The 14,137-nt window shown below is 73.6% G+C and carries 10 protein-coding genes; 3 read left to right on the forward strand and 7 right to left on the reverse strand.

What is annotated here, in order from left to right; translation table 11 throughout:
* Positions 1-29: 29 nt before the first annotated feature.
* From CKY47_RS24810 to CKY47_RS24825, 4 genes are all read right to left on the reverse strand, one after another.
* Entirely contained in the window at positions 30-1,778 is a 1,749-nt protein-coding gene (locus tag CKY47_RS24810; protein WP_306748512.1) for an LpqB family beta-propeller domain-containing protein, read from the reverse strand.
* A complete protein-coding gene (mtrB, locus tag CKY47_RS24815; RefSeq protein ID WP_306748513.1) occupies positions 1,775-3,517 on the reverse strand; it encodes an MtrAB system histidine kinase MtrB in 1,743 nt (580 codons plus the stop codon). Before mtrB ends, CKY47_RS24810 begins: the two co-directional genes overlap by 4 nt.
* 16 nt (positions 3,518-3,533) lie before the next feature.
* Positions 3,534-4,211, reverse strand: a complete 678-nt coding sequence (mtrA, locus tag CKY47_RS24820) for an MtrAB system response regulator MtrA (RefSeq protein ID WP_015104936.1) — start codon at positions 4,209-4,211, stop codon at positions 3,534-3,536.
* 186 nt (positions 4,212-4,397) lie between these two features.
* Positions 4,398-5,039: a dTMP kinase gene (locus tag CKY47_RS24825; RefSeq protein WP_306748514.1), complete on the reverse strand. Its 642-nt coding sequence runs from the start codon at positions 5,037-5,039 to the stop codon at positions 4,398-4,400.
* Positions 5,040-5,179: 140 nt separating this feature from the next.
* Between CKY47_RS24825 and CKY47_RS24830 the strand changes: the two genes are divergently transcribed.
* Positions 5,180-6,151: a hypothetical protein gene (locus CKY47_RS24830; protein WP_306748516.1), complete on the forward strand. Its 972-nt coding sequence runs from the start codon at positions 5,180-5,182 to the stop codon at positions 6,149-6,151.
* 76 nt (positions 6,152-6,227) lie between these two features.
* On the opposite strand, the gene ahcY is transcribed toward CKY47_RS24830, so the two are convergent.
* The gene (gene ahcY, locus CKY47_RS24835) at positions 6,228-7,691 is read right to left on the reverse strand and encodes an adenosylhomocysteinase (protein WP_306748518.1); all 1,464 of its coding nucleotides are present in this window, start codon (positions 7,689-7,691) and stop codon (positions 6,228-6,230) included.
* Positions 7,692-7,815: 124 nt separating this feature from the next.
* Here ahcY and CKY47_RS24840 point away from each other — a divergent pair, with 124 nt between their 5' ends.
* Positions 7,816-10,197 carry a hypothetical protein gene (locus CKY47_RS24840; protein WP_306748519.1) on the forward strand — a complete coding sequence of 794 codons (2,382 nt, stop codon included), beginning with the start codon at positions 7,816-7,818 and terminating at the stop codon, positions 10,195-10,197.
* A 45-nt stretch (positions 10,198-10,242) separates the two neighbouring features.
* On the opposite strand, the gene CKY47_RS24845 is transcribed toward CKY47_RS24840, so the two are convergent.
* Positions 10,243-11,763, reverse strand: coding sequence for an amino acid permease (locus CKY47_RS24845; protein ID WP_306748520.1), 1,521 nt, complete (start codon positions 11,761-11,763; stop codon positions 10,243-10,245).
* Between the two features lie 80 nt (positions 11,764-11,843).
* Between CKY47_RS24845 and CKY47_RS24850 the strand changes: the two genes are divergently transcribed.
* A complete protein-coding gene (locus CKY47_RS24850) occupies positions 11,844-13,133 on the forward strand; it encodes a glutamate mutase L (protein WP_306748522.1) in 1,290 nt (429 codons plus the stop codon).
* 54 nt (positions 13,134-13,187) lie between these two features.
* On the opposite strand, the gene CKY47_RS24855 is transcribed toward CKY47_RS24850, so the two are convergent.
* Positions 13,188-14,114, reverse strand: coding sequence for a cation diffusion facilitator family transporter (locus CKY47_RS24855; RefSeq protein ID WP_306748523.1), 927 nt, complete (start codon positions 14,112-14,114; stop codon positions 13,188-13,190).
* Between the last annotated feature and the right edge of the window lie 23 nt (positions 14,115-14,137).

The following is a 14,137-nucleotide window of genomic DNA, read 5'->3' on the forward strand; positions in this document are numbered from 1 at the left end:
ACGAACGTGTGAACCTGGGAAACCGCAGGTCAGCCCGGGTAGAACGCCTGCGCGCCGGGCGCCACGGCGGTCGCCGACGCACGCCACACGTCACCGACGTCGCCCGCGCTCCACAACCCGCTCTGGTCCACCGCCAGCACGTTGCGCCCCGGCGCGGCGGTCACCGAACCCACCGGCACGGTCAGGTTCGAGGTGTTGTACCGCTCGATCCGCAGCCCGTCGATGTTGACCTTCGCGATCGGCCACGCGGCCAGCGACGTGCTCGCCACCACCACGTCCTGCGCCAGCCAGTCCAGCGACAGCGCGGACGTGCCCAGCACGGACGGCTGGAGGTTGCGCGGCGCCCGCAGCGACACCGCCGAGTCCTGCCCCCGCACGACGGCCGCCACGATCAGCTTGCCGTCCACCACGGCGGCCACCCGCGTGCCGTCCCGGGACAGCCGCAGCTCGGTGATCTTCCCGATCAGCGACAGCTCCGACGCGTTCACGGCGTTGGCCGTCCACCCGTTGTCGGTCCGGATCACGCGCACCACGTCGGTGCCGTCGACGACCGTCCACACCTCGCCGCTCGGCTCGTCCTGGCGCCCGCTGAGCAGCCACGTCGGTCGGGTGAGGGTGTTCGCGACCAGGTCGACCTGGGCCAGGTCCGACTGGACGCCGCCGACCCGGAGCCGCGGGGACGCCCCGGTCCGGGCCACCACGGCCAGCTGGCTGCCGTCCATCGACTGCGCGGCGCTGAGCACCTCGTACGCGCCCTGGCCCGCCGGACCGGGCAGGGGGTCGCCGTTGACCTGGAGGACCCGCCGGTTCTCCACCAGCAGGCCGGTCAGGCCGGCCGCGGGCGTGGTCAGCGCCTCGCCGGTCTGCACGTCGGCGGGCCGCCACTCCTCCTGGTCCGCGGAGATCGGCTGACCTTCCACCAGCACCCGGATGCGGCTGCTGGTGACGCCCGCGAGGGACTTCACCACCTGGGCCACGATCCGCCGGGCGGCGGCGGCCGTGATGTCCCCGACCTTCGTCAGGTCCACCTCCAGCGCCCCGTTGTCGTTCTCGGCGGTGTTCTTCCGCTGCGCCGCGCCGTTGGGCACGGCCGTGGACAACGCGCCCCTCATCCCGACCGCGGGGCCCTTGAGCAGCAGGTTCACCACCCGGCTCGGGATCGACGTGGACGGCGCGACGACCACCCACCTCGGGTCGGGCACGAGCACGCCGAAGTCCTGGTCGTAGAAGTACAGCGTCACGCGCCGGTAGTTCTGCTGGAACCCGGCGAGCGGCACGAAGATGCCGTCCGGGGGTTCGGAGATGCGCCACTGGTCCTGCTCGTCGCGCTGGAGCCCGATGGGCGTCTCCAGGTTGCCGAGCAGCTGCACGAACGAGTTGTCCTCCAGTTGGAGGCGGCCGACGTTCTTGCCCTGGAGCAGCACGGTGCGCTGCTCGTCGTCGTCGTCCGCCGCGGCGGCCGTGGGGACGGTGTTGAACGTGGTCTCGATGATCGCGGGCGCGCCCTTTGTGTCCCAGGTCTTCTCGGCCTCCGGCGTCAGGTAGGCCCGGGCGGCGGCGTAGTCGTTCTCGGGGTTGGCGGCGGCGTTGACGAACTCGCGGACCAGGGTCAGCGGGTCGATGCCCTCGACCGGCTCCGGCGCGGCGACCGCGCTGGCGTTGCCCGCGGACGGGTTGACCGGGATCGGCGAGGTCTGGGTGGGGATCGCGGCGCACCCCGCCGCGACGGGCAGCACGCCCAGCAGCACCACGAGCAGCGCCTTCCGGAGCGACCTCACCTGACCTCCTCGCGCTCGGCGGTGACCGGTTCGGCGGGCTGCCACGTGATCTCCTCCTCGGTCAGCTCGACCTCCCCGGCGTGCTCGGGCGCCTCCGGCCCGGGGTCGGGCTCGACGACCGGCGGCAGGTCGGGCGGCTCCAGCGGCAACGGGCTGGAGCGCACCTCCTGGCCGTGCCGGCACGGCAGGGTCAGCCGGAACACCGCGCCGTGGCCGCGCTCGCCCCACGCCTGGAGCCAGCCGCCGTGCAGCCGGGCGTCCTCCAGGCTGATGGACAGGCCGAGGCCGGTGCCGCCGGTGCGCCGGTTGCGCGACGGGTCGGCCCGCCAGAACCGGTTGAACACCAGGTCGGCCTCGCCGGCGCGCAACCCGACGCCGTGGTCCCGCACGATCACCGCGACGGCCTCGCCGTCGCCGCGCAGGGTCAGCTCGACCGGCATGCCCTCGCCGTGGTCGATGGCGTTGGCCAGCAGGTTGCGCAGGATGCGCTCGACGCGCCGCGAGTCCAGCTCGGCGGTCACCTCGTGGTCCGGGAGGTCCATCACGATGGTGGTGCCGTTGCTGTTGGCGATGGCGCGCACCGCGTCGTGGGCGCGGCGGGCCAGCACGCGGATGTCGACCAGTTCGGCCGCCAGCTCCTCCACGCCCGCGTCGAGCCTGCTGATCTCCAGCAGGTCGCCCAGCAGCGACTCGAACCGGTCCAGCTCGTCGACCAGCAGCTCGGTGGAGCGCGACAGGCCGGGCGGGAACTGCTCGCGCGAGGCGTGCAGCACGTCCGCCGCCATGCGCACGGTGGTCAGCGGGGTGCGCAGCTCGTGGGACACGTCGGAGGTGAAGCGGCGCTGGAGCGTGCCGAACTCCTCCAGCTGGTGGATCTGCCGCTGGATGCTGGCCGCCATCTCGTTGTACGACTCGGCCAGTCGCGCCACGTCGTCCTCGCCGACCACGGGCATCCGCTCGTCGAGGTCCCCGTCCGCGAACCGCTCGGCGATCTCGGCGGCCTGCCGCACCGGGCGCACGACCTGCCGGGTGACGAGGTTCGCGATCACCGCGAGCAGCAGGAGCAGCACGACGCCGCCGATGAGCAGGGTGTTCTGCACGACGGCGGCGGTGGCCTGCTCGCTGGTCAGCGGGAACAGCAGGTAGAGGTGCATGGCGCGGGTCGAGGTGTTCACCGCGCGGCCCACGACCAGCAGGGTCGTCGGGCCGGTCTCCCGCTCCACGGTGGTGATCTGGTAGCCGGCGCTGCCCCGGTCGAGCATCTTCGTCAGGTCGGCGGGCACGTCGCGCCAGCGGCCCACGGCGACGGGCTGGCCGTCGGAGCCGGTGCCGCCGACCGGGTCGTACAGGACGGGCTCGAACGCGCCCGCGCCCAGGCTGGTCGGGTCGAGGTCCACGCCCGAGCTGTTGATCTTGTTCAGCGCGGTGGTGAACCGCGTCTTCACGCTGTCCGGACCGGGGTTGAGGCCCGCCAGGTCCGGCTGGATCGCCGCCGCGCTCGCCTCGCCCTGGCGCAGCGCCGCCTCGATCTTGGTCTCCAGCAGCTGCCCGGTGATCTGCACCTGGAGCACCATGCCCAGGACGAACACCACGGCCGAGGACAGCGCGAGGGTGGACACCACGACCCGCAGCTGGAGCGAGCGGCGCCACAGCTCGCCGAACGCGACCACCCGCCGACGAGCGCGGTCGACCCCGCGGCGCGCTTCGCGCACCACGGGGTCGAGGAGTCGCGGGGTCATCGCCGGCGGGCTCCGATCACGGAGGGCCCGCCTTGTACCCGACGCCGCGGACGGTCAGCACCACCTCGGGGTGCTCCGGGTCGCGCTCGACCTTGGAGCGCAGCCGCTGCACGTGGACGTTCACCAGCCGGGTGTCCGCCGCGTGCCGGTAGCCCCACACCTGCTCCAGCAGCACCTCGCGGGTGAACACCTGGCGCGGCTTGCGGGCCAGGGCCACCAGCAGGTCGAACTCCAGCGGGGTGAGCTGGATCGGCTTGCCCTCGCGCAGCACCTCGTGACCGGGGACGTCGATGGTGAGGTCGCCGATCTGGAGCACCTCCGCCGGCTCGGCCTCGGTGCGGCGCAGGCGGGCGCGGATGCGCGCCACCAGCTCCTTCGGCTTGAACGGCTTGACCACGTAGTCGTCGGCGCCGGACTCCAGGCCCAGCACCACGTCCACGGTGTCGCTCTTGGCGGTGAGCATCACGATGGGGACGCCCGACTCGGACCGGATCGCCTTGCAGACGTCGATGCCGTTCATGCCGGGCAGCATGAGGTCGAGCAGGACCAGGTCCGGCTTGAGCTCGCGCAGCGCGGGCAGCGCGCGGGCGCCGTCGGCCACCACAGCGGTGTCGAAGCCCTCGCCGCGCAGCACGATGGTCAGCATCTCCGCCAGGGCGGGGTCGTCGTCCACGACGAGCACGCGTGCCTTCATGCCCCACATCGTCCCACTAGTGGCCGGCAGTCCACGCACCGACCGGCGATCATCGCTGCTGGTCGCCGCCCGGAACCCGTACGTGACCGATCTGTGCCGCCGTTCCACGAGCACCACCCCGCCTCGTCGCTCGGCATCGTCCAGCGACTCATCGGCGAAGTGGTCACGTTTCGTTACGGCGTCATACTAACGGGCGAACCAGCGGTCCAGGACGTCGTCGACCCGCAGGTCGGCCGTGCCGTCGAGCACCTCCCACGGCGACAACCAGCCGACTGCCGCCAGCCCGTCGTACACGGCCGCGCACCGCGCCTGGAGCCCGCCGTCGGACTCGTAGACGTCCCGTTCCCGGGCTTCGCTCCGCTCACGGCGCGCGGCGCGGTCGGCAGCGACCCCGGTGGGCACGCGCAGCAGCAGGTGAAGGTCCGGGATCGGCACCCCGAAGCGCCCCACCTCCAGCTCGCGGACCCACTCGACGAACTCCCCGTCCGCGCCCTGGTGCTGCCGCGCCGCGCCGTAGGCGGCGTTGGACGCCACGTAGCGGTCGAGCAGCACCACGTCGCACCGCGCGAGGTCGGCGCGGATGCCGTCCGCCGCGCCGCGCCGGTCCAGGGCGTAGAGCACGGCCATCGCGTGCACCGAGCCGGTCACGTCGCCGAGCCTGCCGTGCAGGGCGTCGCGCACCAGGTCCGCGTGCACGTCCACGTCGTAGCGGGGGAACGCGCCGGTCGCCACCGTCGCGCCGGCCCGCCGCCAGGCGTCGGTCAGCAGCCCGGCGAGGGTGCGCTTGCCGGCGCCGTCCAGGCCCTCGATCACGACGAGTTTTCCCACGAGAACACCCTAAGGGGCACTGACTGCGCACGATCGGGGGCATCACATCGCCCAGTCGAGTGACGATTGATCCTTTCGGTCACCAGATTGAGTGACTACGGTGAACCCCATTTCCGGTTGCGCGAAGGGGTGGTCCACAGGTGACCGCGGACTCGGGGCATGCCAGACCGGTGGACGAGCCGGCGGGCCACCCGGCTGAGGGTCACCTGGCCGGTGGCCTCCCGGGCGCACTCGCCGAGACGCTGCGCTACGGGCCGTTCCACCGGGCCCTGCGCGACGCCATCGCCCACCGCGGCCTCTCCCTGGCCAGGCTGCGCGCCCACCTCGGGCAGCACGGCGTGCAGGTCGGCCAGTCGACGCTGAGCTACTGGCAGCGCGGGTTGCGCCACCCCGAGGTGCCGCGCGCCATCGCCACCGTCCGGGCGCTGGAGGCCGTGCTGCGGTTGCCGCCCGAGTCGCTGGTCGCGCTCGTCGGCGCCCGGCCCCAGCCCCGACCGGCGCGGCCCGCCTGGGTCTCGGCGGCGCCGCTGACCCCCGGGTTCGACGGGGTCGGCGACGCCGGCGCGAACACCGACCTGGAACTGCTGTCCGTGCACGACACCGTGCTCGTCGGACCGGAGCGCGAGCAGCGGTCGATCAGCACGCGGCTCGTGGTGCGCGCGGGCCGGGCCGGGCCCGACCGGTTCCTGGCCGTCCACCAGGGCGACGAGGGGTCCCTGGTGGACAACGCCCTGGTGCGGCCGGGCGAGGGGTGCCGGCTGGGTCGGGTGCGCCGCCAGGTCGCCACCCGCGGGCTGGCCTTCGAGCTGCTGTTCGACCGGCGGCTCGGCGAGGGAGAGGAGCACGTGTTCAGCTTCACCGTGGTCGACGACACCGGCGGGCCGACCCCCGGCCACCGCCGCGCGTTCCGCGAGCCGTGCCGCGGCTACCTGGTGCAGCTGGCGTTCAACCGCCGCGCCCTGCCGGCCCGGTGCACCAAGCAGTTCCGGTCCGACGCCGACGCCCTGCCGGTGGACCTGGAGGAGCTGGTCTGCGGGCTGGGCGGGGTCGTCAGCGCCTACTACGAGGACGTCGGGCCGGGCGTGGCGAGCGTCGGCGTCGAGTGGACGTGACGGGGCCGGACCCCGCGAGGCCGCCTCGACGTGCCGACGCGGCCTCGCCGCCCCGCCGGAGGCGGGGCCATCCGGCTCAGTAGCGGTAGTGCTCGGGCTTGTAGGGGCCCTCGACGTCCACGTCGATGTACTCGGCCTGGTCCTTCGACAGCTTGGTGAGCTTGCCGCCCAGCGCCTCCAGGTGGATGCGCGCGACCTTCTCGTCCAGCTTCTTGGGCAGGCGGTACACCTCCTTGTCGTACTCCTCGTGCTTGGTGAACAGCTCGACCTGCGCGATCACCTGGTTGGAGAACGAGTTCGACATCACGAAGCTGGGGTGGCCGGTGGCGTTGCCCAGGTTGAGCAGGCGGCCCTCCGACAGCACCAGGATCGAGTGCCCGTCCGGGAACACCCACTCGTCGACCTGCGGCTTGATGTTGATCCGCTGGACGCCGGGGTAGCGCTGGAGGCCGGCCATGTCGATCTCGTTGTCGAAGTGGCCGATGTTGCCCACGATCGCCTGGTGCTTCATCCGGGCCATGTGCTCGACGGTGACGACGTCCTTGTTGCCGGTCGTCGTGATGATGATGTCGGCGCGGTCGAGCACGTCCTCCAGGACCTGCACGTCGTAGCCGTCCATCGCCGCCTGGAGCGCGCAGATCGGGTCGATCTCGGTGACGATGATCCGGGCGCCCTGGCCGCGCAGCGACTCCGCCGCGCCCTTGCCCACGTCACCGTAACCGCAGATCACGGCCACCTTGCCGCCCATCAGCACGTCCGTGCCGCGGTTGATGCCGTCGATCAGCGAGTGGCGGATGCCGTAGCGGTTGTCGAACTTCGACTTGGTGACCGCGTCGTTGACGTTGATCGCCGGGAACAGCAGCTCACCGGCGGCGGCCAGCTGGTACAGGCGCATGACGCCGGTCGTGGTCTCCTCGGTCACGCCGCGGATGCCCTCGGCGATCTTGGCCCACTTGCCGGTGTCGGCCGCCAGGGAGTCGCGCAGCCTCCCCAGGAAGATCGCCCACTCCTCGGAGTCGTTCGCGTCGGCCTGCGGGACGACGCCGGCCTTCTCGTACTGGACGCCCTTGTGGACCATCATCGTGGCGTCGCCGCCGTCGTCCAGGATCATGTTCGGGCCGCCGCCCTCGGGCCAGGTCAGCATGGCCTCGGCGGTCCACCAGTACTCCTCCAGCGTCTCGCCCTTCCAGGCGAACACCGGGACGCCCTTCGGCTCCTCGGGGGTGCCGTGCGGGCCGACGACGACCGCGGCGGCGGCGTGGTCCTGGGTGGAGAAGATGTTGCACGACGCCCAGCGGACCTCGGCGCCCAGCGAGACCAGGGTCTCGATGAGCACGGCCGTCTGGATCGTCATGTGCAGCGAACCGGAGATCCGCGCACCCTTGAGGGGGTAGACCTCCGAGTACTCGCGGCGCAACGCCATCAGGCCGGGCATCTCGTGCTCGGCCAACCGGATCTCCTTGCGGCCGAACTCGGCCAGGGAGAGGTCCGCCACGGCGAAGTCGATGCCGTTGCGGGTCTGGAGCCTCTCGGCGGTCATCGCGGGTTCCTCCATCTCGGGTTCACCCGACCCTACCGCCCGCCACGCCGGATCACGGTGGTCGCGTCCAACTGAGCAAGCATGGACCACCATGTGCTGACGTGAGGTTTTCACGGGAGGACCAGTGCTGATCCCCGGCCCCGACACACGGGTGGTCGAACTGCGCGTGCACGGCGTGCAGGGCACGACGCCCCAGTCGCTGGTGGACGCGGTGGCGGCGGTGGACGTGGCGGGCGACGGCCTGGGCCGCGTGGTGCGCCCGGCCGACCGCCTGCGCAGACCCGTGCCCGGCCCCGTGCTCCAGTCCGGCGGGCGGCCCGTGTCGCGCGTCGTCGAGGGGTACGTGTGGGGCGGCATGACCTCGGGCGGCGGCGCCAAGGCGATGTGGGCGCTGCTGTTCCCGTTCTCGCTGGCCAACGTGGCGCACTGGATGCTGCCGCCGGTGCCGTCCGGGAACCTCCCCGCGCACCTGCTGGGCATCGGGCTGCGGGCGCTGCTGCGGCTCGCGGCGCTGCTGCTCACCGTGCTGCTGATCACCCAGGTGGCCGTGATCAGCCTCGACCTGGTGGCCGCGCAGTGCCTCGCGCCCGGCTCGTCCTGCCTGTGGGGCTCGTCACGGCCGGCCGGCACGCCGTGGGTGCGGGCGGTGGTGGGCACCGCGCCGATCGCACTGGTCGTGCTCGTCCTGCACCGCGTCTCCAGCGTGGACTGGCGGATCGAGCGGCGGGATGTGCCCGCGTCGTCGGCGGTCGGGTCGGGCCTGCCCGGCGCGCACGTCGCCACCGACCCCGACACGCCGTCGCTGCGGGTGCTGCACCTGGTGGCGGCCCTGGGCACGGGGGTGGTGATCGCGCTGGGCGGCCCGTTCCACGCGCTGGCCGCACCCGGCCCGCACGGCACGGCGATCGCCGCGTGCCGGTGGGTCGGCATCGGGCTGGTGGCGGTGGCCGCGCTGGGCGCGATGCTGCTGGACGACCCGACGGGCGGTTCGCCGCACCGGGGCGGGCGGTGGCTGCGCGCCGCCCTCGGCCGCGGTCCGCGCCGCGTGCTGCACACGACGGCGTGGCTGGCGCTGCTGGCGGCGACCGCGCTGCTCGTCCACGTGCCGGCGCGGATGGCCGGCGCGGACCTGGGCGTGCAGGTGGTGGCGGCCCTGGAGGCGCTGGTGTGCGCGCTGATCGGGCTGCTGCTGGCGCCCGCCGCGCTGCTGGCCCGGCGCACCTGGCGGACCCAGCCGCGCGAGCTGCGGCCGTGGGCGGGCGGCTGGATGGCGGCGCCGGTGGTGGCGGTGTCCGCGCTGCTGGGCGGCGGGTTCGGCGCGGGCGTGGCGCTCACGCTCCAGGCGCTGCTCGGGCACGGCGTCCTGCCGCACGGCTACCGCTACGTCGCCGTGCTGTGGGGCGTCGCGGGCACGCTGGCGTTCCTCGCCGGGGCGGCGGTCGCCGCGTACACCGGGATGGTGCGGTGGAGTTCGCTGCGGCGCCACGAGGAGTGGGCGCGCGAGGCCGCCCTGCTGCACGCCGGGCGCTCCCGCGACCTGAAGCGGGCGGCGCGGGCCTGGTGGTGGGCGCAGTGGCAGCGCGGGCACAGCCACCACGTGGTGCTGATCATGGCGGCCGTGCTGGTCGTCGGGGCGGTGCCGGCGGCGTTCCTGCGGTTCCAGGGGGTCGACCTGCCCGCGTGGTCGTGGCCGTTCTCCGGGTTGGGCGTCGCCGTGCTGGCGCTGCTGGCGCTGGCGCTGCTGCGCGCGGTGTGGCTGGCGGCGCGGCGGCCGGACACCGCGCGCCAGGTCGGCGTGCTGGCGGACCTGGCCGCGTTCTGGCCGCGCGAGGCGCACCCCGTCGTGCCGCCGTGCTACGCGTTGAAGGTCGTGCCGGAGCTGGTGTCGCGGGTGCGGGAGCACCTGGCCGACCCCGGTACGCGGGTCGTGCTCGCCGGGCACAGCCAGGGCAGCCTGCTCGCCGCGGTGGCCGCCGCCCGGCTGCTGGAGGAGCTGCCGCCCGACCAGGCCGAGCGGCTGGGCCTGGTCACGGCCGGTTCGCAGCTCCAGTGGGCGTACCCGCGGGCGTTCCCGGCGATCGTGCCGCACGACTCGCTGGCGTCCCTGGCGGGCCGTCTCGCCGGGCGGTGGCGGGCGCTGTGCCGTGGCACCGACGCGCTGGGCGGCGCGGTCACCACGTGGGACCGGCAGGTGTACGACGGCATGCTGCTCGGGGCCGGTTTCCGGGCGGACGGCACGTCGGGCGCGCTGCCCCCGGCCGAGCGCGGCCCGACCGGCGCGCTGGTGCTGGGCGGCGACCACTGGCTGCCCGACCCGCAGCGGGGCCCGTTCCCGGGACGGCGGTGGGCGCCGGGCGTGAACCGGCACGCCGACTACACGTCGGACCCCGAGTGGGACCGCGCGGTGGCGCTCGCGGCGGGCCTGGACGCGGGAGAGGCACCCCTGCCGGTGCTGCCCGTCGCGCGCCGGGCGCCGGGCGCGTTCCCGGCTCCGGAGCAGCGGTAGGCCGTCGGCGGGCCCGACGCCGTGGCGCCGGGCCCGCCCGCCGCGTCAGGGGACCTCGTCCTCCTTCACCACGGGCACGGCGGTCGCCCCCCGCTTGCCCAGCAGCGAGTGGCGGCGGCCGTAGGCGAAGTAGACGACCACGCCCAGCGCCATCCACACCAGGAAGCGCACCCAGGTGAGGGCGGTCAGGTTCAGCATCAGCCACAGGCAGGCGAGGATCGCCAGGACCGGCACCACCGGGACGAGCGGCACGCGGAAGCCGCGCGGAAGGTCGGGGCGCGTCTTGCGGAGCACCAGGACGCCGGCCGACACGAGGATGAACGCGAACAGCGTGCCGACGTTCACCATCTCCTCCAGCTTGCCCGCCGGGAAGAACCCGGCCGCGATCGCGACCAGCACGCCGATGACCAGGGTGATCCGGAACGGCGTGCCGTGCCGGCCGGTGCGGGCGAGGCCGCGCGGCAGCAGGCCGTCGCGGGACATCGCGAACAGCACCCGCGACTGGCCGAGCATGAGCACCATGACGACCGTGGTCAGGCCCGCCAGCGCTCCGACGGAGATCACGGTGGCGGCCCAGTCCACGCCGTTGGCCGAGAACGCGGTGGCCAGCGTCGCGCGGCTGCCGTCGGGCTGGGTCTTCAGCTCGGTGTACGGCAGCATGCCGGTGATCACCAGCGACACGGCCACGTACAGCACGGTCACGATGGCCAGCGACCCGAGGATGCCCCGCGGCACGGCGCGCTGCGGGTCCTTCGTCTCCTCGGCGGTGGTGGCGACGACGTCGAAGCCGATGAACGCGAAGAACACCAGCGACGCGGCGGCCAGCAGGCCCATCACCCCGTACGTCGAGCCGGAGAAGCCGGTGAGCAGGGAGAACAGCGACTGCTCCAGGCCCTGGTGCGCGGCCGAACCGGTCTCCGCGGGCGGGATGTACGGGCTGTAGTTCGCCATCTTGACGTACCCGATGCCGACGATGACCACCAGCAGCACCACGGCCACCTTCACGGCGGTGATGACGGCGCTGACCCGCGACGAGAGCTTCGTGCCCACGGCCAGCAGCACGGTGAGCACCGCGATCAGCAGCAGCGACCCCCAGTCGACGTCCAGGCCGGCGACGGACGTGGTGGTCCTCACGTCGAGGCCGGCCTGGCCGAGCACCGTCTGGAGGTACTGCGACCAGCCCTTGGCGACGGCCGCGGCGCCGACCGCGAACTCCAGCACCAGGTCCCAGCCGATGATCCACGCCGCGAACTCGCCGAACGTGGCGTAGGAGAACGTGTACGCGCTGCCCGCCACCGGCACGGTGGAGGCGAACTCGGCGTAGCAGAGCGCGGCCAGCGCGCAGGCGATCGCGGCCAGCACGAACGCCAGCGACACCGACGGCCCGGCCAGGTTGCCCGCGGTCGACGCGGTGAGCGTGAAGATGCCCGCGCCGATCACCACCGCGACGCCGAACACCGTCAGGTCCCACGCGGTCAGGTCCTTGCGGAGCCGCGTGCCCGGCTCGTCGGTGTCCGAGATCGACTGCTCGATCGACTTCGTGCGCCACAGCCCGTTGCCCGGCACGGCGTCCCCCTCCTCGGTTCGTTGGTCCGATCAGCCTAGGGCTGACGGGTGGTGCTCGGCCCGGCGGTAGTTTGCGCCGCATGACCGTGCTGTGCTTGGACATCGGTTCGACGTGGACCAAGGGCGCCCTCGTCTCGGCGGACGGCGAGCTGCTGGGTACCGCGCAGCGCGCCACCACGCAGGACGAGGTGCTCCGGGGTATTGACGCGGTGACCGGGGCCCTAAACCCCGCGGACGAGGTGCTGGCCTGCTCGTCCGCGGGCGGCGGCCTGCGGTTGGCGGTCGTGGGGCAGGAGCGGCTGGTCAGCGCCGAGGCCGGGTACCGGGTGGCGCTGTCGGCGGGGGCGCGGGTCGTGCACGTCTCGGCCGGGCCGCTGGACGGCGCGGGCGTCGGGGCGCTGCGCGCGGCACGCCCGGACGTGGTGCTGCTGGTCGGCGGCACGGACGGCGGCGACGACAGCGTGCTGCTGCACAACGCCCGGCGGCTCGGGGCGAACCGCGTCGCGTGCCCGGTCGTGCTGGCGGGCAACGCCGAGGCGCAGCCGAGGGCGCTCGAACTGCTGGCCGGCCGCACGGTGGTGCGCGCGGGGAACGTGCTGCCGGACGTGGGCGAGCTGAACCCCGACCCGGCGCGCCGGGCGATCCGCGAGGTGTTCCTGGCGCACGTGATCGGCGGCAAGCGGCTGTCGCGCGGCACGCGGTTCCGCGACGTGGTGCGCGCCGTGACGCCCGACGCGGTGCTCGGCGGCGTGTCCCGGCTGGCCGCGCGGGACCGGGAGGGCGCGGTGCTCGTGGTGGACGTCGGCGGCGCCACCACGGACGTGTACTCGGCGGTGTCCACCGCGGAAGGCCCGGAGACGACGGTCGCGCTGCCGCCGGACCGCCGCACGGTGGAGGGCGACCTGGGGATGCGGTGGTCGGCGGGCACGCTGGTCGCGGAGGCCCACGCCGAGCGGCTGGTCGGCGACGCCGAGGCGACCGCCCTGCGCGCCGAGGCGGACAGCCGGGCCGCGCGGGTCGACTGGCTGCCCGAGGACCCCGCCGTGGACCACCGGTTGGCCGCGCTGGCCGTCGTCCTGGCCGTGCGCCGGCACCTGCGCCTGGTCGACGGGCGCCTGGGGCCGCGCGGCGCGGGCCTGCTCGTGCTGTCCGGCGGGGTGTTCCGGCACGCCGAGTCGGTCGACGGGATCGAGGAGACCCTGCGCGCCGACCCCGTGCTGCGGCCCGTGCTGCGCGAGGCCGCCGTGCTGGTGGACCGGGACTACGTGCTGGCCCCGGCGGGCCTGCTCGCCGGGGCCGGCCGGGACGGGGCCGCGGACCGCCTGCTGAGCCGCTTCGACCTGCCGGCGCGCGTCCCCCGTCCCGCCTGAACGGCGGAGGGGCGGCGAGCGCACCGGCTCGCCGCCCCTCCCCGTTCGCGGACCCTACGACTTGCCGGGCGCCAGCGACCGGTCCAGGTCGGGCTCCAGGTAGATCAGGCGCGCGGACGGCACGCGGTTGCGCACGCGCTGCTCCGCGTCGTCGATGGCCTGCGCCACGTCGGCGACCGGCAGCCCCGGGTCGAGGGCGATCTTGGCCGCCACCAGCAGCTCGTCCGGACCGATGTACTGGGTGCGGATGTGGATGACCCGCTGGACCTTGCCCGCCGCCAGCTCGTCCATGATCACGTCCAGCTCGGCCGGGGCCGCGCCCTCGCCGATGAGCAGCGACTTCATCTCGATGATGAGGATGATCGCGATGACGCCGAGCAGCACACCGATGCAGATGGTGCCGATGGCGTCCCACACCGGGTCGCCGGTGATGGTCGACAAGCCGACGCCCATCAGGGCCAGCACCAGGCCGAACAGCGCGCCCGCGTCCTCCAGCAGCACGACCGGCAGCTCGGGGACCTTCGACTGGCGGATGAACTGCCACCACGTGGCGTCGCCCTTGACCGCCTTCGACTCGACGATCGCGGTGCGGAAGCTGTAGGTCTCCAGGCCGATCGCGACCACCAGGATGATCACCGCGACCAGCGGGCTGGTCAGCTCCTCGTGCGCCTCCAGCTTGTGGATGCCCTCGTACAGGGCGAACACGGAGCCGAGGCTGAACAGCATCAGCGCCACGACGAACGAGTAGAAGTACCGGTCCCGCCCGAAGCCGAACGGGTGGTTCGTGGTGGCCTTGCGCTGGGACGTCTTCTGCCCGAGCAGCAGCAGCCCCTGGTTGGAGGTGTCGGCCACGGAGTGCACGGACTCGGCCAGCATCGACGACGAGCCGGTGATCAAGAAGCCGACGAACTTGGCCACCGAGATGCCCGCGTTCGCCACCAGTGCGGCGATGATCGCCTTGGTACCGCCCCCTGCTGACACAATTGCTCCCTACACGCCCAGTC

The sequence above is a fragment of the Saccharothrix longispora genome (assembly GCF_030852425.1).
GTDB classification, from domain to species: domain Bacteria; phylum Actinomycetota; class Actinomycetes; order Mycobacteriales; family Pseudonocardiaceae; genus Actinosynnema; species Actinosynnema longispora.